Source organism: Sphingomonas sp. SP1 (assembly GCF_058313395.1).
Genome location: NZ_JBZFLC010000001.1, coordinates 670270 through 688902 on the forward strand (window position 1 = coordinate 670270; position 18633 = coordinate 688902).

Consider the following 18633-nt stretch of genomic DNA (forward strand, 5'->3'; position numbering starts at 1 on the left):
CTCGAAATGAGTGCTGGCAGAAACTATGTTGAGCACGCCCCGCTGCGCCCGCGCGTCCTTACGACTTGCGCACGCGCCCGAAGACGAGCAGGCCGACTGCCAGGCTACCGCTTACCAAGCCCAGCAGCGGTTCGGTTCCTGCCAGAATGGCTCCGGCGACGATCAAGGCGGCGGGCAGCAGTTGGGGATCGGACCGCACGTGCGAGGAGCGTCGCTGACCAAGCTGTTCAATCGTTCGCGGATCGAGGCTGACCGGCAGACTGCCGGTGCGGGCCACCTTCTCCACCTGTCCGATAAGCTCGGGCGCGCTGAGCGCCGCCCGGCCGAGCGCAGCCGCCAGCTTGCGCCCCTCCCTGGCTAGCCGGGCGGGGCTGGTGCGCTGGCTCACCAATTGGCGGGCGATCGGCGCCAGCTCGCCACCAATGTCGAAGGCTGGGTCGATACGACGGACGAAGCCCTCGGCGGTGAGCAGGGTCCGAAGCACAAGCGCAAGGTCGGGCGGAAGCGCCAGTTCGAAGTCCCTCAGCAGGCCGAACACCTGGTTGAAGATGCGGGCGAGGTCGACCTGCTCCAGAACCACGTTGCGAAATTCGTCGATCAGCGCCGCCAGCTCGAATTCCAGCCGGATGCGGTCGACTGGGGGATCGCCGGCCCAGACCATCAGCACGTCGATCACTCCGGCCGGATCGTCGGCCGCGATGGCGAGGGCCAGCCGGACCAGTTCCTCCCGCCGGCGGGGAAGCAGGGTGCCGACCGCTCCGAAGTCGATGAACCCGATGCTTCCGTCCGGAAATATCAGCACATTGCCGGGGTGCGGGTCGGCATGGAACTGACCGTTGAAGATGATCATCCGAAGCACGGCTTGGGCGTAGGTGCGGGCGACTTTTGTGAGGTCGATTCCCCGCTCTCGCGCGGTGGCAAGGTCGGTGGCGGGGATCGCCTCCAGCCGTCCCTGGACGTTGACCCGGCGCCCGGTCAGCTCCCACTCGAACCGCGCCGTCCGCACTCCGAGGCCGGCGAGGAAGGCGCCGATCGAATCGCTTGCCCGGCCTTCGGCGGACAGGTCCATTTCCCGGTCGAGGCTTTCGGCGAAATAGCGCAGCAGTTCGTCGGGCTTCATCCGGGCGATTTCGGGAATGCGCTTTTCGGCGGTGCGCGCCAGGCGGCGGAGCAGCCGCAGGTCGGCATCGACCGTTCGCTCGATCCCCGGTCGGCGGACCTTGACGATCACGCGCTCTCCAGACGGCAGGGTCGCAGCATGGACCTGCGCGATCGAAGCGGCGGCAATGGGTTCGGGATTGAAGCTTGCAAAATAGCTGTCGAGCGGCCCGCCGATCGCCTCCTCGACTGCGGGTCGGATGCGATCAAATGGCAGTGCGGGAACCCGGTCCTGCAGGGTCGAGAGTGCGCGGATCCAGTCGGGGCCGAGAAGATCGCTGCGCATCGCAAGGATCTGGCCGAACTTGACCGCCACCGGGCCGAGGTCGCGAAGCACGGCGACTACCGCTTCAGGGCGGGCTGTTTCCATCTCCTCGTCGCGAGCACCGCCCAAGCCGAGACGGGATGCCAAGCCTCTCAGCCCGTGCCGTCCGAAGATCCCGACGATCTGGGCGAAACGCTCCCGTTCGCCCATCGTCCGGCCAAGACTGGTCTCGGAGGGGGTTCGCTCGTTCATGCTCACTCCCTGCCCGACCCTACGCAATTGCTGGCGCGGGTGAGCTCGGCTTCCACGGCTTCGATCCGCTGAGACAGTTTGCACAAGGCGGCATCCAGTCCGGCCAGTTCGGACTTTTCCAGCGTTCCCACGGTTTCGGCGAGCAGGCGCTCATATTCCGGCTGGGCTCGGTCAAGCACCTCGCGGCCGGCAGAGGTCAATTCCACCAGCTTGACCCGGCGGTCTTCGGGAACAACTCGGCGTCTTAAATGTCCTGCCGCTTCGAGCGCATCTATCGCCTCGGTGACGGTGCGCGGCGCATGACCGAAGAAGGATGCAATGTCGGTGGAACGCTTGGGTCCGTCGGCGACGTAGGCGAGCAGCCGCACCCGCGCGACCGACGCCTCCGATCCGGCGAGACAGCGATCCAGCATCCGCTGCAGCCGCAGGTAGGTCCAGGCGAGCTGCTTCGAGATTTCGATAATGGGGCGATGCTGAGGTGCCATATGAAATGGTATTGCGGCAGAATATAGTTTGGTGCAATGCGCCGCTTCAAACGAACGAGTCTTGATCGAGGACCCAAATGGACATGGTGACCCAGTCGGGTGACGTTGCGGCCGACACTGGGGAGGAGAAGCGCAGCTCGCCCTTGTCGAATCCCAAGGTGCGTCTCGGCCTGCTGATTTTGGCTGTCATCGTGGCGGGCGGCGTCCTGTGGTGGTATCTGCAGAACGAAAGCTACGGCAAATACCAACAGAGCACGAACGACGCCTTTGTTCAGGCCGACAGCGTGATCGTTGCGCCCCGGGTCGGCGGTTACGTCGAGCGGGTGTTTGTCCAGGAGAATGCGGAAGTCCGTCAGGGCCAGCAGCTCGCTCTTCTCGACAATCGTGATTACCGCGCTCAGACCTCGCAGTTGCAGGCTCAAATCGAGGCGGCACGGGCGAGCGCGAACACCGTCCAGGCGCAGATTGCCGAGCAACAGGCATCGGCGGAGCGGGCTCAGGCCCAATTGGCGGCAGCGCAGGCTGACCTCGCGTTCGCCAGTCGTGAAGTCGCGCGCTACCGCCCCCTCGCGGCCTCCGGCGCGGAGCCGCGCGAGCGTTTGGACCAGCTAATTCAGCAGCAGCAGCAGGCTCGTGCACAGCTGGCGACCCGACAGGCCGACCTGCTGGCGGCGCAGCGCCGTTTCGGCACCCTGCGCACCCAAGTCGAGCAAGCCCGCTCGCAGGGCCGCGCCGCTGAGGCTCAGCTCGAAGCGGCCAACGTGACCCTGGAATCGACAGTCTTGCGCTCAAGCATCGCGGGCCGAGTCGGAGATCTGGCGGTCCGCGTCGGTCAATTCGTGCAGCCTGGAACGCGGCTGATGACCATCGTTCCGACGCAGCAGCTCTACATCGAGGCGAACTTCAAGGAAACGCAGGTCGGGCTAATGCGGGCGGGCCAGCCGGTCCGCGTTGAAGTGGACGCCCTTCCGGACCTAGAGCTGACCGGCCGGGTTGCCAGCTTCGCGCCCGGGACAGGCGCGCAATTCTCCGTGCTTCCGCCGCAGAATGCGACCGGCAACTTCACCAAGATCGTGCAGCGAATTCCGGTGCGGATCGCGATCCAGGCCGGGCCGGAAGTCCGCCGGCTGCTGATACCGGGCATGTCGGTCCACGTGACGGTGGATACGCGCGGCGCGAAGGGCGAGCTGGAACGCGTGCGTCAGGCGCAGGAAGGGCGTCGCTAGACCCGATGGCGACCGCCGCCGCCGCCTCCATTCCTGCCCGACGGGGAGAGGAACGGGCCGACCTATCTGCCTGGCTCGCCGTTGCGGCAGGCAGCCTCGGCGCGCTGCTCGCCACCCTCGACGTGTCGATTGTCAATTCCGCGCTGCCCACCATTCAGGGCGAGATCGGGGCGTCCGGCTCGGAGGGCACCTGGATCGCGACGTCATTCCTGGTCGCGGAGATCATCATCATCCCGCTGAGCGCCTGGCTGGAGCGATTGCTGGGCTTGCGCACGCTGCTGCTGATCGCCGTCGTGATGTTCACCGCCTTTTCGATGCTGTGCGGAATTGCCACTGACCTCACCACCATGATCATTGGCCGGGCCGGCCAGGGACTGATGGGTGGCGCGCTGATCCCAACCGCCATGACTATCGTCGCCACCCGTCTGCCTGCCCGGCAGCAGCCAATCGGCATGGCCTTGTTCGGAGTCACCGTCATCCTGGGTCCGGTGGTGGGCCCGCTGTTGGGCGGCTGGCTGACCGAGAACCTCAGCTGGCATTATGCATTCTTCGTCAACGTGCCGGTTTGTGCCGTGCTGGTGCTGCTGCTGCTGCTCGGCCTGCCGCACCAAAAGCCTGACTGGGATTATCTGCGCTTCGCCGACTGGTTCGGCATTGCCGGGATGATCCTGGGTTTGGGCGGCCTGACCGTCGTGCTAGAAGAAGGACATCGCGAGGAGTGGTTCGAATCCACCCTGATCGTTCAGTTGACTATCATGACCCTGCTTGGCTTCGCCATGCTGGCCTGGGGCCAACTGACTGCCCGCAAGCCGGTGCTGAAGCTCAGCCTTATCTTCAACCGGCAGTTCGGCAGCGTGGTGGTGATGGGTCTCGTGCTCGGCATGGTGCTGTACGGCACGACTTATGTCATTCCGCAGTTTCTCGCGATCATTGCCGACTACAATGCGCTTCAGACCGGGTGGATCATCTTCTACATGGGGCTTCCAGCGCTTCTGCTGATGCCGATCGTCCCCTTCCTCATTCCCAGGCTCGACATCCGCATTGCAGTGGGTGGCGGCCTGGCCATCATTGCATGGAGCGGCTGGATCAGCGCCGGCCTGACGGCCGAGACCGCCGGCTCTCACTTCATCCCGGGCCAGCTGATGCGGGGCGTGGGCATCGTCTTCTGCATGCTGTTCCTGAACCAGGCGACCGTAGCATCGGTCACCAAGGAAGATGCCGGTGATGCTTCCGGAATCTTCAACGCCGCGCGCAATCTGGGAGGGTCTTTCGCGCTTGCAGGGCTGGCGACCGTGCAGGACCAGCGCAGCTGGCTGCACAGCCGGCGGATGGAGGAGTCGCTGAATGCCAACGGTTGGGACGTCCAGTCCTACCTCGGCGGGCTCCAGCAGTCGCTCGGCAGTCTCGAGGCCGCCTTTCGGACTCTTGCCGGTACCATTCAGCGCGAGGCCTTTGTCATGTCCTACAACGACATCTTCTTCGGCATGACCATCATTACCACGCTGTCGGTTCCCCTTGTCCTGTTCCTGCGACCCCTTCCCAAGGGGATGTCGCTGTCAATGCATTGATGCCCAAAGGATCGAGATGCGCTTCCCGCTGATTGCCCTTACTGCCGCCCTTCTGCTCGCCGGCTGCACCTCGGGACCTGACTACAAGGGTCCGGGAACTCTTGGTGCGGCAACACCTTCCGCAAACTTCGTCCGGGGAGGGGGCTTGGTCACCCCAGAGTCGCCCAGACTGTCTTCGTGGTGGACGCAGCTCGGCGACCCAGTCCTTACCGAGTTGCAGACGCGGGCGCTCAGCAGCAATCCGTCGCTCGAAATCGCGCGGGCGCGGATTGGCCAAGCTCGCGAGTCGGTGCGTCAGGAACAGGCGAACCGCTATCCTACCGTCGCGGCGCAGGGCACCTACGTGCGCGCCGAGTTGCCGGGCGTCGACCTTGGCACGGACAACAACGGCAGCTCTGCCGGCGCTCCGCCAGCGGAGGGCGGATCAGACGACATCTCGTCCCTCAACTTCTTCAATCTTGGCCTGAACGCCAACTGGGAGCTGGAGTTCGCCGGCGCCTCGCGCCGCCAGATCGAGAGCCTAAACGCCCAGCTCGGAGCGGCCGAGGCAAACGCGATCGACGCTCAGGTGCAGCTGACAGCGGAGGTTGGTCAGGCCTATGTCAATCTGCGCGAACGGCAGAACCGGATCGACACTCTGGGCCGCGCTCGGGCGCTTCAAGAGCAAGCCGTTGCGACCGCCCGGCAACGGTTCCAGCGTGGGACCACCGCTGCCTACGAGGTCGAGCGTGCGCAGGTCGCCCTCCGGAGCACTGAGGCCGAAGTCGCAGCCGCCGAAGCCGAAAGGGACGTGTATCTCAACGCCTTGGCGACCCTGACCGGCAGCGCCCCCGGCAGTGTCGACGGGCTATTGGCTGCTCCGGCCGAAGTGCCGCTTCCGCCGGCGGTCGTGTCGGTCGGAAATCCTGCCGAATTGCTTCAGCGTCGCCCAGACGTGCGCGCCGCCGAGCGCAACCTTGCCGCAGCGACAGCGCGGATCGGGGTCGCCGAAGCCCTGCGCTTCCCCCGGATCAGCTTCATGGGGATCCTTGGGCTTGGTGGCACCAAGCCGGGTGACTTGTTCGATCTCGGCAACATCAGCGCCATCGCCATTCCGCAGATACAGTGGCAATTTCTCGATTTCGGTCGCAATGCGTCTCGTGTGAGGCAGGCAAGGAGCGGTCTCGAGGAAGCCGAGGCGCGCTACCGGCAGGCAGTGCTCGGTGCCCTTCAGGATGCGGAAAATTCCCTTGCCCGCTTCGGACAGCAGCGACGCCAGGTGGCAGCGCTCGCGGACGTCCGAGCTTCCGCGGAGCGCCAGGCCAGGCTGACCCGGCAGCGGTTCAACGCCGGAACCACGGCCCGTGCCGAACTACTGGAAGCAGAGCGCCAGTTGACCCTTGCTGAGCAGAACCTGCGAGGCGCCACAGCGGCGCTCACCGGCAGTTACATCGCCGTGCAGAAGTCGCTTGGACTAGGCTGGGCACCTCCGGTGGTGCCCGCGAGACTTGGCAACTGATGGAAACACGGTCCAACCGTTTGCTCGTCGCCATCGTTTGCGGGCTGTTGGTTGTCGGACTGGTTTTCTTCGCCTGGTACATCGGTGCCGGGACAAGCACCTATGGTGCGAAGTACAGGATCTCCTTCAACCAAAGTGTTTCGGGCTTGGCAGTCGGAGGGCCGGTGACCATGTCCGGGGTTCGGGTCGGCCGGGTAGATAAGATCTATCTGTCGGCCGGCGAAGTTGGCGGGCCCACCGTCGAAGTAGCGCTCGACACTGATCTGCCGGTGCACGCCGGCTTTCGAGCGGACATCAGCCGGTCACTGCTCGATGGCTCCGCAGTCCTGGTGCTCCTGCCATCAACCGACGGACCGTTGATCAACCCGCCTGATGAGGACATCGTCGGCACGATTGCCGCCGTCCAGGGCGGGACCGCCACCGATCCTGCCGCGAAAGCAGTGCAGGTGTCGCAGACGCTCGACCGTGCGGTTCGGGCGCTTGATCAGACGGGCCAGGCTGACGCGGCAAGGAAGCTGGACCAGACCCGGCGTTCGACAGCAGAATGGCAGCAGAGTGTAGAGCGGCTGTTGGGTAGCGTGCGCCCTGAGCAGGTGCGCGGAGCAAGCGAGGGTATCAACAGCTTTGCTCGCAGCGCCGAAAAGCTTGAGCGCGACGTGGTCTCGAGCCGTGACGACATCGCAAATGTCAGGCGCTCGATCCGCAACGCCGGCAATCAGGCCGATCAAGTAGGACAAGCAGTCCAGCAGCAGCGCAGTTCGGTCCGCCGACTCGACGAACAAGCCGATGGGGTAGAACGGGACATCCAAGATATCCGTAAACCGGTGCAAGACCTTGGCGAGAAAGCTGACAGATTAGAACGAAGATAATCTTGCCTGTGGCGTCGTGCGGCGGTGTAGGCACGACAAATTGTGAACGCTTTTTTCTCGGCAGCACGCGGATTGAGCGCCCTTCAGCGGCAGTGTGCATGCCCTCAATCCGGCCCCTCCAATCTTAGCGGCGAGGATTGCAGGGTCTGCTATCGGGTGCCCTTAGCGATTCTATCAACGACCTGCATGGGCGCTAAGCGGACCTTCCCTGCTCAACGGCTGCTTGTGGCCGCAAGCGGAAGGTCTGGTTCAAGGGCTCAATTCTCGCGAGCGGACATTCAGCGAGCGCCGAGCTTATGCCTGGAAGCGAGTCACTCCGGGCATAAGCTCAGTCATCGTCTTGCGACCTCTTCGGACGCTAGCGTAGTTTACATCGGATCGCTCACATCGCGCATAGAAGCACCTTCGTGTCGGGTCTTCCAAAGCGAGTAAGCAATGCCACCAAAAAGGATGGCGAAGGTGATCCCGAGGCTCCAGTTGGCTGGGAACTTGCCGCCTTCCATGCCAAGCAGGTCGGCGAGGAAGATCTTGGAGCCAATGAACACCAGCAGCAGGGCCAGCGCGTATTTCAGATAATGGAATCGGTGCACCAGCGCCGCCAGCGCGAAATACAACGCGCGAAGGCCAAGGATGGCAAAGATGTTCGACGTGTAGACGATGAACGGGTCAGTGGTGATCGCAAAGATCGCCGGCACCGAGTCGACCGCAAACACGACGTCGACGATCTCGACCATGATCAGAGCCAGGAACAGCGGGGTCATGAACCAGGCCAGCTTGCCGGTCTTGGGATCCGGCTTCTTCACCCAGAACTTCTCGCCGTGAAGCTCGTCCGTGACGTTGAAGCGGCGGCGGATGAACTTCAGCACCGGACTGGAGGATACGTCATACTCCTGCTCGGCCGTCATCCACATCTTGATGCCCGTCAGGATCAGGAACACCGCAAAGATATAGAGCACCCAGCCATATTGGCTGATCAGAGTCGCGCCGAGGCCGATCATGATGCCGCGCAGCACGATCACGCCAAGGATGCCCCAGAAGAGCACGCGGTGCTGATACATGCGCGGCACCGCGAAATAGGTGAAGATCATCGCGATGACGAAGACGTTGTCCATCGCCAAACTCTTCTCCACGACGAAGCCGGTGAGGTAGAGCTTGGCCGCTTCCCAGCCGCTCAGCATGGTAGCCGCTTCGGCCGCGCTCGCCCCCGCGCGCTCGCCTTCAAAGGCCCACCAGACGAAGCCCGAGAAAAGCACTCCGAGGCCGATGTAGAGCGCCGACAGGATCAGGCTCTCGCGAACCTCGATCTCCTTGGTCTTGCGGTGCAGCACGCCAAGGTCAAACGCCAGCAGCACTATCACGATGGCAAGGAAGCTGAACCATAGCCACAAGGGCTTGGTCAGCCATTCATACATCAGAAATTCGGGCATCGTTCATCCATCCCTGTTGGCAAGTAGAAGGGGCTGAGGGCGGTGCCCCCGGCCCCTTCCCGTGTTTATTCTTAGGTCAGACCTGCGCGCTGGTCCGGGCCATCCGGTAGAGAATGTCCTTGACCCGCAGCTTCAGCTTCTTGAGTTGGCTGGTCCGGGTAGGATCGGGCCGGCGGCGACGCTGCTCCTCGCGCAGGGCCTGGTCGATCCGCTGGTGCGTTTCCAGAAGGCGGGACATTCGTGCTGTCATTGGTCAGTTCCTCCTCGTTCAGCTGATGAACCGATCGGAAGAGCCGAGGGAGCCGCCACGCACGGGTTCGAGGGGTCACGCGAGGGGCCACACATCGGATATTCCGATGCGGTCCGACATCACGCAGGCGCCGCCTGGCTTCATCTCGCCAGAGGAGCGCCACGCCAGAGGGGCCCGGTCCGCCTGCTCCTCTTAAAACTGTGAGTGCCGAAGATCAAGATCGAGTCGTTCTTCCAGATAGGAATCACGGTCCATGGCTTGGCAACTCCGTTGTGCAAGCCGCACCCGCTTTAACTTCTTTGAAGGTCGCGCCTCTGCGAGATAGCTCCGGCCGTCAGGTGCCGATCTGACTTGACCCTCAGCAGCTTGCGCCGGAAGCAATCCGCCAAGGTCGAGATTAAGATTGGGACCTCAGCTGAACAAGCGGCTGCTTTCGGGTTGCGCAGAATCGACCCAGAGCGACTGGAATGGGCGCTAAGCCGTCGCCGGAGCTTCGCACGGGCGAACGTCTGTTATCTACCGGTGCAGACCCGAAAGCCGCCGTTCCGCTTCCCACCACGAGCAGTCGTAAGTCGAGATTGAGCGAAGGTCCGCTTCAGGCAGTCTGCTGAGTCCTTAAGTACCTTGGATAGGCGCGAAGCAGATCAAAGAGGCAACTGGACGTGCCGGCCCCTTTTTGGAGGGGGCGCATACCTCTGAGGCTTAAACAGTAAAATGAACCCCAAAGTGACCCCAATAATGAGCCACTAAGATAGCTTTTCGATGTAAGTCCTTGAAATCGCTGGAGCGGGCGAAGGGATTCGAACCCTCGACCCCAACCTTGGCAAGGTTGTGCTCTACCCCTGAGCTACGCCCGCTCTGGCGACTGGACCGGTAAGATACCGGCCGGGTGAGGCGGCGCAGATAGCGGGGGCCTCCGCGCGGCGCAAGCCCCTCATCCGCCAGCCTTGCGACGGCCCGCCCCTGCGCTCATATGCGCCTCGTTCCAACGAGAAAGGTGCATGCGTGGCGACTCTTGGTCTCAGTCCGGAAGAGCGGGAGGCGGTCCGCACCTTTCAGGAGAACGTCCTCCAACCGTCGATGACCAACCTGGTCATCCTGGATTTCTGGGCGGAATGGTGCGGGCCGTGCAAGCAACTGGGTCCGGTCCTGGACAAGGTCGCCGCCGATTACGCCTCCAAAGGCGTGAAACTGGTCAAGATCGACGTCGACAAGGACAAGGTGATTGCCGCCCAGTTCCAGATCCGGTCGATCCCGACCGTGTATGCGCTGTTCGGCGGGCAGCCGGTGGCCGACCTCACGCAATACCGCAGCGAAGGCCAGTTGAAGCGGGCGCTCGACCAGTTGCTTGGCCAGTTGCAGGTCCGTGGCGAGGAGCAGGCGCTGGAAGCGGAAATCGAGCCGCTGATCGCCATGGCCGAGGAGGTGCTGGACGGCGGCGATGCGGCGCGTGCGGAAAACATCTTCGGCCAGATCCGCGACATGGCGCCCGGCCACCCGGAAGTGATCGGCGGCTTGGCCCGAGCGATGCTGGCCCAGGGCCGTGTGGACGACGCCGCCAGCCTGCTCGATACGGTTGACGAGGCCGACGCCAAGGATCCCGCGATTGCGCGCGCCCGCGCCGCCTGGTCGTTGGCGACCGCCGCCCCGGCGAGTCCGACCGCCGAGCTTGAGGCGCAGGTGGCCGCGAACCCCGACGACCACCAGGCGCGCTACGACCTCGCCGGTGCGCGAATGGCGAATGGCGATCGCGAGGGCGCGGCCGAAGCCCTGCTCGAGATCATCGGCCGCGATCGCGAATGGAACGAGGGCGCTGCACGGACCCGCTTCCTTCAGCTGCTGGAGGCGGCCGGCCTCGAGGACGCATGGGCGCGCGGCCAGCGGCGACGGCTGTCGGCCCTGCTGTTCACATGAGCGGGACCATCCGCCTGCCCCTGTTTCCGCTGGCCGGCGCGATCCTGTTCCCGCGCAGCCAACTGCCGCTGCACATCTTCGAGCCGCGCTACCGGTCGATGGTGGAAGACGCGGCAGCCGGCGTGGCCCGGATCGGCATGATCCAGCCGCAGGGTCCGGGGGACGACCCGTCGCATCCGCAGCTCTACCGGGTGGGATGCGTCGGCGAGATTGTCGGGCTCGAGGAACTGGACGACGGCCGCTTCAACATTGTCCTCCAGGGCTCCACCCGTTTCCGCCTGATCGCCGAAGCAGACGCCGGCACCGCCTATCGTCAGGCCGACGTCGATGCCGCAGCATTTCCCGACGAAGAGCCAGAGCCACTCGGCCTGGCCCAGCGCTCGGAGGTGGAGCGGGAGGCCCGGCGGTTGGGCGATGCGATGGGCCTGACGGTCGACTGGTCGGCGGTGAACCGGTTGGACGACGAGATGCTGGTCAACGCGATCGCCCAGGTCGCGCCGTTCGATGTCGGCGCCAAGCAGGCCTTGCTCGAAGCGGAAACGCTGAACGGACGGGCCGACCTGCTGGTCCAGCTGATGCAGTTCCTGCGCGCGGCGCAGGGCGGGACGGGCGGACCCGCCCGGCTTCAATAACCGGTCAGATCGGCAGGCCGCGAAGCAGCAGGGGCAGATCGCCGCTGGTGCCCCGTGCTTCCGCGTTGAGCCGGTCCTTCAGCGGCCCGACCCGGTCGACCAGGCTCATGCCCAGCCGTCGGACGGCCGAGGCCGTGCGCCCGGGAATCGAATATAAACGCGTCAGACTGTCGGTGGCCAGCGCTACCGACAGTATGTCGAGGCTCCGCCAGCGTTGATACCGGGCGAGCAACTGGGCATCGCCGAGGTCGAGGCCCAGCCGCGCGCCGTCGACCAGCACTTCGGCCAGAGCGGCGGCGTCGCGGAACCCGAGGTTGAGGCCCTGGCCCGCGATCGGGTGAACGGCGTGCGCGGCGTCGCCAATCAGCGCGATCCGCTTGTCGGTGATTCGCGCGGCGTGATGAAAGCCGAGCGGGTAGGTGGACCGGGGTGCGATCATCCGTACCTGCCCGAGGAACCCGCCCATCGCCGCCTCGGCCTCGGCAGCAAAATCCTCGTCCGGCAGGCTCATCCAACCTTGCGCGTCGCTCGCCGGGACCGTCCAGACGATGGCCGAGCGATGGCTGCCGTCGGGCAGATCGCTCATCGGCAGCAGCGCAAAGGGGCCGCCGGGATAGAAGATCTCGTAGGCGACGTCCTCGTGAGGATATTGATGGGCGAGCGTGGAAACGACCGCGGCGTGGTCGTAGCGCCATTTTGCCATCCGAATGCCGGCGGCTTCGCGAGTCGGCGAATTGCGCCCTTCCGCCACGATCAGCAGTGGCGCGGCCAGCTCGGTCCCGTCGGTGAGGGTCACGGTCACCCCGGCATCGCCGCGGTCGATGGCGGCGGCGGCGCTCTGCCACCGCAGCGTGACGCCCTCGCCCGCCTCGGCCCGCGAGCGAAGGGCCGCCCGCAGGTGGCGGTTCTCATGCATGTGGCCAAGCGGTTCGCCATCGTCCCCGGGTTCGAACGTCAGGCCGCCGGGGTCGAGCCCGTCGGCCACCCGGATCGCGCGGATCGGATGGCCGGGCGCCGGCAGATGATCGGCCACGCCGACCGTTCGGAGCATTCGCATGCTGGACGAACTGACCGCGCTGGTACGCCCGTCGAAAGCGGCGTCGCGGCGCTGGTCGGGGTCGGCCGGATCGATCACGATCGACGACAATCCGCTGCTGTCGAGCGCGGCGGCGAGCGCAAGGCCAACCAGTCCGCCACCCAGGATGATCACATCGGCACGTTGCATATTTGCAATGTAGGAGGTTCCTCGCCGCGCGTCATCCTTGACCGAAGAGTCCGGCGGAAGGCACAATGACGTCACGGTATTTCGAAGGGTGGGATCAGGGTATTATGGCGACGGCGGCGGGGCGGGCGCAACGGCGCGAACTTGAGCCCGATTGGCGCGACAAGCTGAGCGAAAGCCTGCGGGTCTTTGCCCTGCGGACGGCGGGCGCACTGCTGCTCGCCCTGGGGATTGCCTTGGCGGTCGCGCTGCTGACGCATTCGACGACCGACCCCAGCTGGATGACCGCCGCCGCCGGGCCACCGAGCAACTGGCTCGGCACCCCCGGCGCCTATGCCAGTGACCTGCTGCTGACCCTGTTCGGCCTTGGCTCCGTCCTGTTGCTGCCGGTGCTGGCCTTGTCGGGCATTCGCCTGCTGCGTGGACAGGACGCTGGCCGGATCGGCCGGATGCTGTCGATCAGCGCCTTGGGGGCGCTGCTGGTCGGGATTGCGCTCGGCCTGACCGCGGGATCTGCGGTGTCCGGTCTGCCGGGGGGATGGGGCGGGGCGCTCGGGCTTGGTGGCGCGAACGGTATGGAGTTCGGAATCGACCGGATCGGCGATCCGGCGATCGCAGGGCCGGTGCGGCTCGCGCTGATCGTCATGCTTGGCCTGGGCGGACTCGCACTCGCGTTCCTTGCGCTTGGGCTTCGCTCAGAAGAGCGGGGCTGGATGGCGGGCGTGATGCGCCGCACCCCGGGTGAACGCGCGCCCGCGCCGCGGCGTACTGCCGTCCGCGAACGCAAGGAGCGGGACGAGTCGCCGCCTGCGGCTCCCCCGCGCTCGCGTCCGGCAGTTGCCGTGACCGAACCCGCCAGCGCGCTCGCTCCGGCGGCAAAGAAGGGCGCAAAGGGCGTCGCCCGGTCCCAGCAGCAGAGCCTGGCGTTGGGCGACAATTATTCCCTGCCGCCGATCGAACTGCTCGCCCAGCCGCCTGAAAGTGGCCGCAACCCGGTCGACCGCGCCGGGCTGGAGCGCAATGCTCGCCTGCTCGAATCGGTCCTCGAGGATTTCCATGTCCGTGGTGACATCGTCGAGGTCCGCCCGGGACCGGTCGTCACCATGTACGAGCTGGAGCCCGCCAGCGGGATCAAGGCCAGCCGCGTCATCCAGTTGGCCGACGACATCGCGCGCAACATGTCAGCTCTGTCGGCCCGCGTCGCGACCATCCCGGGCCGCAGCGTCATCGGCATCGAGCTGCCCAACCCGAAGCGCGAAACCGTCGCTCTGCGCGAGCTCATCGCGTCGCAGGCGTTCGAGGATCAGTCGATGAGCCTGCCGCTGATCTTGGGCAAGAACATCTCCGGCGATCCGGTCATCGCCGACCTGGCGCCGATGCCCCACCTGCTGGTCGCCGGAACCACCGGGTCGGGCAAGTCGGTCGGTCTCAACTGCATGATCCTGTCCTTGCTCTACCGGATGGGGCCGGACGAGTGCCGGATGATCATGATCGATCCCAAGATGCTGGAACTCAGCGTCTACGACGACATCCCGCACCTCCTCTCGCCCGTTGTTACCGAACCGGCAAAGGCCATCCGCGCGCTCAAATGGGCAGTGGAGCAGATGGAGGAGCGCTATCGCATGATGGCGAGCCTGGGCGTCCGGGCGCTGAAAAGCTTCAACGAAAAGGTGCTCGACGCCAAGGCGCGTGGGACCAAGCTCGGGCGGCGGGTGCAGACCGGCTATGACGCCGATTCCGGCCAGCCGATCTATGAAACGGAGGAGCTGGAATACGAGGTGCTGCCGCAGATCGTGGTGGTGGTGGACGAGCTTGCCGACCTGATGATGACGGCCGGCAAGGAGGTCGAGTTCCTGATCCAGCGGCTGGCGCAAAAGGCGCGGGCGGCGGGCATTCACCTCATCATGGCGACGCAGCGCCCTTCGGTTGACGTCATCACCGGCGTCATCAAGGCCAATCTGCCAACCCGCATCTCCTTCCAGGTGACGAGCAAGATCGATTCGCGCACCATCCTGGGCGAACAGGGGGCCGAGCAGCTGCTGGGCAAGGGCGACATGCTATACATGCCCGGCGGCAAGCAGATCCTGCGCGTGCACGGGCCCTTCGTCAGCGACGAGGAGGTCCGCGCGGTGGCCGAGCATTGGCGGCGTCAGGGCGTGCCGGACTATATTTCCGCGGTCACGGAGGAGCCTGAGGACGGCGGTTACCAGCTGGACGGCGCCCCCGACGGCGAGGAGGATGCGGAGACCGCATTGTACCGCAAGGCGATCCAGATCGTGGCCGAAAGCCAGAAGGCCTCCACCTCCTACCTGCAGCGGCAGCTGCGCATCGGCTACAATTCGGCCGCGCGCCTGATCGAGCGCATGGAAAAGGACGGTCGGGTCGGCCAGCCCGACCATGTCGGCCGGCGCGAAGTGCTGATGGACATGGACGGCCATCCGCTCTGATCGGCGCGTTCCCTGAACCTACGGGAACCGCTGGGTTCAGAGGGCATTCAACGGCTCGGCGGCATGGGGCAGGCCAAGGTTTTTGCATCAGGAGTTATTCCATGAAGTTTGCCACTTTCTCCGCGCGTCTGCTTGCGCCCGTCGCGATCGCCGCGACCATCGGCGGCGCCGGCGCGGCCGTGGCGCAGACCAGCGGTCTGGCCCAGGTCGAGCGATCGCTGGCCGCCACCCAGTCGATGACGGCCAGCTTCGTCCAGACCGACCAGCGCAATCGGTCGGTTCGCGGGAATCTGCAGCTGAAGCGCCCGGGCAAGATCCGCTTCTCCTACGGCAGCGGCGCGAGCATGCTGATGGTCGCCAACGGCCGTAACCTGACCTTCATCGACTATGACGTCGGGCAGAAATCGAGCTGGCCGATCGCTCGCTCACCCTTGAGCGTGCTCCTGTCGCCCCAGCCCGACCTGTCGCGCATCGCCCGGTTGCTGCCGACCAGCGATCCGCGCGTGGTGCTGGTGCGTGCCCGCGACAATCGCCGGGCCGAATTCGGGACGCTTATTCTAGCGTTCGTGAAGTCCCCCAGCGCGCCCGGCGGTCTGCTGCTGGAAGGCTGGACGGCGATCGACGCACAGAACAAGCGCACCACGGTGAAGCTGGACAACCAGCGCTACAACGTCGCGGTGCCGGAAAGCGCCTTCACCTATGCCGAACCGTCCAAGCGGAAATAAACGAGGGAAAACCAGTATTTAATTTGCTACCGTTCATGTTTCCGACAGGCCGCATGACATATTAGCGACATTGGTCGTGGCATTGGCTTGGGGTTTCCCCCTGTTACCCGGGCCGGCTCGACCACCTCGCGTGACGAACGCTTGGTCGGCCCTCGCTCCATGCCCCCGGAGCGGGGGCCTTTGCCTATCCGGACCGAGTCCCTTAAGCGGTGGCGCCGTGACGACCCTCAAAATTGCCAGCTGGAACATCAACTCGGTTCGCGCCCGTGCGGGCATCGTCGAGCGCTTCCTGCAGGAAGAGCAGCCCGACGTGCTATGCCTGCAGGAAACCAAGGCGCATAACGATGTCTTTCCGAGCGAACTCTTCACTCGCCTTGGCTATGTGCACCACCAGCTGAACGGTCAGCGGATGCATCACGGCGTCGCCATCCTGTCTCGCCTGCCACTGGAAGAGCCAGGCGCACACGACTGGCAGGACAATGGCGAGGCCCGACACGTCGGTGCCCGGCTGCCCGGCGGCATTCGGCTGGAAAATGTCTACGTGCCGGCCGGCGGCGACATTCCCGACCGCGCGCTCAATCCTAAATTCGGCCAGAAGCTCGATTTCCTCGCGCGGATGACCCGGTGGTCGGAAGGCCTCAAGGAGCCGACGATCATCGTTGGCGACTTCAACGTTGCCCCGCTGGAATGCGATGTGTGGAATCACAAGGCGTTACTGGATGTCGTGAGCCACACGCCGATCGAGGTCGAGAAGCTGGATCGGCTGCAGCAGGCGCATGGCTGGGTCGACCTGGGCCGCCGGTTCGTGCCTGCGCCGGGCCGCAATTTCACCTGGTGGAGCTACCGCGCCAAGGATTGGGCAGCGAGCGACCGAGGGCGCCGACTCGATCACATGTGGTGTTCTCCCTCGCTTGCGGCGCAGGCCACCGGCCACCGGGTGCTGGAGCCCTGCCGCAGCTGGGAGCGGCCGTCGGACCATGTGCCGCTGGTGCTCGAGCTTTCGCTTTGAGCGAGGTGCGCAACGCTCTCGACGCGCTGCGCAAAGGCGAGGCCGTCCAGTTAGGGCGCCTTACCATCGTGTCGGTCGAGACCGGAGCCGCTCCGATCGGCGCCAAGCTGTTGCTGAGCGGCGAGCGGGCAGCGGCTCTTCAACTTGGCAACCGGATCGCTTCCACCGATCCGGCGCGTCCCGTGCTCCTGCAGCGCGAACAATGGCTCGATGAAGCCGCCATGCGCTCGCTGGCCGACCCGGCGGGGGACTTCAGCCGCGCCCCACTCGGCCCGTTGACGCCATGCGAACTCACCGATCCGCCAGCGGCTGCGGCGGCCATGCTGCTGTGCCGGCTGGCGGGACTGCTGCCGGCGGCATGGGTGTCCGGCGGCGAGGCGGCGGTGACGGTGGACCCCGCCAGCGTATTCGCGGCCGAACGCCGGTCGACTGTCACGCTGGCAGCCCGTGCGCGGCTGCCCATCGAGGATCTCGCCGTCGAGGCGCAGATCGCCGTCTTTCGCGCTACCGAGGACGGCAGCGAGCACGTCGCCGTCATTGTCGGCGCGCCGGCCGGCCGGCCGCCCCTGGTCCGCCTGCACAGCGAGTGCCTGACCGGGGACGTGTTCGGCAGCCTCAAGTGCGACTGCGGGCCTCAGCTGCGGCAGGCGTTGAAGCTGATTGCGGTGGAAGGCGCGGGGGTTCTTCTCTATCTGCGGGACGAGGGCCGGGGCATCGGCCTTGCCAACAAGATCCGCGCCTATCAGCTGCAGGATCGCGGACTCGACACGGTGGACGCTAACCGCCGCCTTGGTTTTGCCGACGACGAACGCGACTACGGCCTGGCCGCCGCGATGCTAAAGGCGCTCGGCCTGGACAAGGTTCGGCTGCTGACCAACAATCCGGCGAAGGTTTCAGGGCTGGAGCAGGCCGGCATCAGCGTCGTCGAACGCGTCGCCCACCACATGCCCGCCAATCCGCACAATGCCGACTATCTGGCGGTCAAGCGGGCACGGAGCGGGCACCTGCCCTAATCTTCGAACAGGGCGGAGCCGACCCGCACGGCCGTGGCGCCCAGCATGGCCGCGGTCCGGTAATCCCCGCTCATTCCCATGCTCAGCCCGACCAGTTCATGCCGCGCGGCCAGCTTGGCCAGAAGCGCGAAATAAGGCGCCGGTTCCGGACCGAGCGGTGGAATCGCCATCAGGCCGACCAACGGTAAAGGCGAAGCCCGGACTCGCTCGACGAAGGCCGGCAGCTCCGCCAGCGCGACGCCGCCCTTCTGCTCTTCCTCCCCGACATTGACCTGAATGTAGACCTGCGGATGGCGGCCGGATCGTTCGGCCGCCCGGACCAGGGCGTCGAGCAGGCTCGCGCGGTCGAGCGAATGGATCGTATCGAACAACGCCACGGCTTCGTCGGCCTTGTTCGATTGAAGGCGGCCAATGCAGTGCAATCGCACGTCGGGATGGCGCGCCCGAAGCTCGATCCACTTTTCCCGTGCTTCCTGCACGCGGCTTTCACCGAAATCGCGCTGCCCGGCGTCGATCAGGGCTTCGATCTCTTCGCGGGAACGGGTCTTGGACACGGCGATCAGCTGGACGGAGCCGCGGGGGCGGCCCGCAATCCGGCAGCCTTGCTCGATGCCCTGGCGAACGATTTCCAGTCGAGTGGCGGCGTTGGTCACCGCGCGCTGCTATAGGGCGG

Annotated in this window: 16 protein-coding genes and 1 tRNA gene; 10 read left to right on the forward strand and 7 right to left on the reverse strand. The window is 65.4% G+C overall.

Going from position 1 to position 18633, the window contains the following annotated elements; translation table 11 throughout:
* Positions 1 to 58: 58 nt before the first annotated feature.
* Positions 59 to 1675: an ABC1 kinase family protein gene (locus AC4GYS_RS03490; RefSeq protein WP_491107717.1), complete on the reverse strand. Its 1617-nt coding sequence runs from the start codon at positions 1673 to 1675 to the stop codon at positions 59 to 61.
* A 2-nt stretch (positions 1676 to 1677) separates the two neighbouring features.
* Complete coding sequence (locus AC4GYS_RS03495; RefSeq protein ID WP_491107718.1) at positions 1678 to 2160, reverse strand: MarR family winged helix-turn-helix transcriptional regulator; 483 nt, start codon at positions 2158 to 2160, stop codon at positions 1678 to 1680.
* An 83-nt stretch (positions 2161 to 2243) separates the two neighbouring features.
* On the opposite strand from AC4GYS_RS03495, the gene AC4GYS_RS03500 reads away from it, so the two are divergent.
* The 4 genes from AC4GYS_RS03500 to AC4GYS_RS03515 are packed head-to-tail and all read left to right on the forward strand — an operon-like array spanning position 2244 to position 7321.
* Entirely contained in the window at positions 2244 to 3386 is a 1143-nt protein-coding gene (locus AC4GYS_RS03500) for an HlyD family secretion protein (RefSeq protein ID WP_491109351.1), read from the forward strand.
* Between the two features lie 5 nt (positions 3387 to 3391).
* Positions 3392 to 4954, forward strand: a complete 1563-nt coding sequence (locus AC4GYS_RS03505; protein ID WP_344705342.1) for a DHA2 family efflux MFS transporter permease subunit — start codon at positions 3392 to 3394, stop codon at positions 4952 to 4954.
* A 16-nt stretch (positions 4955 to 4970) separates the two neighbouring features.
* Positions 4971 to 6452, forward strand: coding sequence for an efflux transporter outer membrane subunit (locus AC4GYS_RS03510; RefSeq protein WP_344705343.1), 1482 nt, complete (start codon positions 4971 to 4973; stop codon positions 6450 to 6452).
* A gap of 20 nt (positions 6453 to 6472) precedes the next feature.
* Positions 6473 to 7321 carry an MlaD family protein gene (locus AC4GYS_RS03515; RefSeq protein ID WP_491107719.1) on the forward strand — a complete coding sequence of 283 codons (849 nt, stop codon included), beginning with the start codon at positions 6473 to 6475 and terminating at the stop codon, positions 7319 to 7321.
* Positions 7322 to 7689: 368 nt separating this feature from the next.
* Here the strand turns inward: AC4GYS_RS03515 and AC4GYS_RS03520 are convergent, their stop codons facing one another.
* From AC4GYS_RS03520 to AC4GYS_RS03530, 3 genes are all read right to left on the reverse strand, one after another.
* Positions 7690 to 8748: a TerC family protein gene (locus AC4GYS_RS03520; protein ID WP_300974263.1), complete on the reverse strand. Its 1059-nt coding sequence runs from the start codon at positions 8746 to 8748 to the stop codon at positions 7690 to 7692.
* Between the two features lie 76 nt (positions 8749 to 8824).
* Positions 8825 to 8986 (reverse strand): DUF465 domain-containing protein, encoded by a 162-nt coding sequence (locus tag AC4GYS_RS03525; protein ID WP_491107720.1) that lies wholly within the window; start codon positions 8984 to 8986, stop codon positions 8825 to 8827.
* A gap of 794 nt (positions 8987 to 9780) precedes the next feature.
* A tRNA-Gly gene (locus AC4GYS_RS03530) sits at positions 9781 to 9855 on the reverse strand.
* A 148-nt stretch (positions 9856 to 10003) separates the two neighbouring features.
* Here AC4GYS_RS03530 and AC4GYS_RS03535 point away from each other — a divergent pair.
* A complete protein-coding gene (locus AC4GYS_RS03535) occupies positions 10004 to 10912 on the forward strand; it encodes a tetratricopeptide repeat protein (RefSeq protein WP_491107721.1) in 909 nt (302 codons plus the stop codon).
* On the forward strand, positions 10909 to 11544 hold the full coding sequence (locus AC4GYS_RS03540) for an LON peptidase substrate-binding domain-containing protein (RefSeq protein WP_491107722.1): 636 nt from the start codon (positions 10909 to 10911) through the stop codon (positions 11542 to 11544). Before AC4GYS_RS03535 ends, AC4GYS_RS03540 begins: the two co-directional genes overlap by 4 nt.
* 4 nt (positions 11545 to 11548) lie before the next feature.
* Here AC4GYS_RS03540 and AC4GYS_RS03545 read toward each other — a convergent pair whose 3' ends face one another.
* A complete protein-coding gene (locus AC4GYS_RS03545; protein WP_491107723.1) occupies positions 11549 to 12769 on the reverse strand; it encodes an FAD-dependent monooxygenase in 1221 nt (406 codons plus the stop codon).
* 65 nt (positions 12770 to 12834) lie between these two features.
* On the opposite strand from AC4GYS_RS03545, the gene AC4GYS_RS03550 reads away from it, so the two are divergent.
* The 4 genes from AC4GYS_RS03550 to ribA all read left to right on the forward strand — a co-directional run bounded on the left by AC4GYS_RS03550 (position 12835) and on the right by ribA (position 17960).
* Entirely contained in the window at positions 12835 to 15213 is a 2379-nt protein-coding gene (locus tag AC4GYS_RS03550; protein ID WP_491107724.1) for an FtsK/SpoIIIE family DNA translocase, read from the forward strand.
* 101 nt (positions 15214 to 15314) lie between these two features.
* Complete coding sequence (locus AC4GYS_RS03555) at positions 15315 to 15938, forward strand: LolA family protein (protein ID WP_491107725.1); 624 nt, start codon at positions 15315 to 15317, stop codon at positions 15936 to 15938.
* Between the two features lie 217 nt (positions 15939 to 16155).
* Positions 16156 to 16947 carry an exodeoxyribonuclease III gene (gene xth / locus AC4GYS_RS03560; RefSeq protein ID WP_491107726.1) on the forward strand — a complete coding sequence of 264 codons (792 nt, stop codon included), beginning with the start codon at positions 16156 to 16158 and terminating at the stop codon, positions 16945 to 16947.
* Between the two features lie 5 nt (positions 16948 to 16952).
* Positions 16953 to 17960, forward strand: a complete 1008-nt coding sequence (gene ribA / locus AC4GYS_RS03565) for a GTP cyclohydrolase II (RefSeq protein ID WP_491107727.1) — start codon at positions 16953 to 16955, stop codon at positions 17958 to 17960.
* On the opposite strand, the gene AC4GYS_RS03570 is transcribed toward ribA, so the two are convergent.
* Entirely contained in the window at positions 17957 to 18613 is a 657-nt protein-coding gene (locus tag AC4GYS_RS03570; protein WP_491107728.1) for a YggS family pyridoxal phosphate-dependent enzyme, read from the reverse strand. The genes ribA and AC4GYS_RS03570 overlap by 4 nt on opposite strands.
* Positions 18614 to 18633 lie beyond the last annotated feature (20 nt).

Excerpts from the sequence above, each read along its gene's own strand:
- AC4GYS_RS03520 (WP_300974263.1), bottom strand. The coding sequence starts at position 8,748 with ATGCCCGAATTTCTGATGTATGAATGGCTGACCAAGCCCTTGTGGCTA.
- AC4GYS_RS03505 (WP_344705342.1), top strand. The coding sequence starts at position 3,392 with ATGGCGACCGCCGCCGCCGCCTCCATTCCTGCCCGACGGGGAGAGGAA.
- AC4GYS_RS03555 (WP_491107725.1), top strand. The coding sequence starts at position 15,315 with ATGAAGTTTGCCACTTTCTCCGCGCGTCTGCTTGCGCCCGTCGCGATC.
- AC4GYS_RS03490 (WP_491107717.1), bottom strand. The coding sequence starts at position 1,675 with ATGAACGAGCGAACCCCCTCCGAGACCAGTCTTGGCCGGACGATGGGC.
- AC4GYS_RS03510 (WP_344705343.1), top strand. The coding sequence starts at position 4,971 with ATGCGCTTCCCGCTGATTGCCCTTACTGCCGCCCTTCTGCTCGCCGGC.
- AC4GYS_RS03545 (WP_491107723.1), bottom strand. The coding sequence starts at position 12,769 with ATGCAACGTGCCGATGTGATCATCCTGGGTGGCGGACTGGTTGGCCTT.
- AC4GYS_RS03500 (WP_491109351.1), top strand. The coding sequence starts at position 2,244 with ATGGTGACCCAGTCGGGTGACGTTGCGGCCGACACTGGGGAGGAGAAG.
- AC4GYS_RS03495 (WP_491107718.1), bottom strand. The coding sequence starts at position 2,160 with ATGGCACCTCAGCATCGCCCCATTATCGAAATCTCGAAGCAGCTCGCC.
- AC4GYS_RS03540 (WP_491107722.1), top strand. The coding sequence starts at position 10,909 with ATGAGCGGGACCATCCGCCTGCCCCTGTTTCCGCTGGCCGGCGCGATC.
- AC4GYS_RS03525 (WP_491107720.1), bottom strand. The coding sequence starts at position 8,986 with ATGTCCCGCCTTCTGGAAACGCACCAGCGGATCGACCAGGCCCTGCGC.
- AC4GYS_RS03550 (WP_491107724.1), top strand. The coding sequence starts at position 12,835 with ATGACGTCACGGTATTTCGAAGGGTGGGATCAGGGTATTATGGCGACG.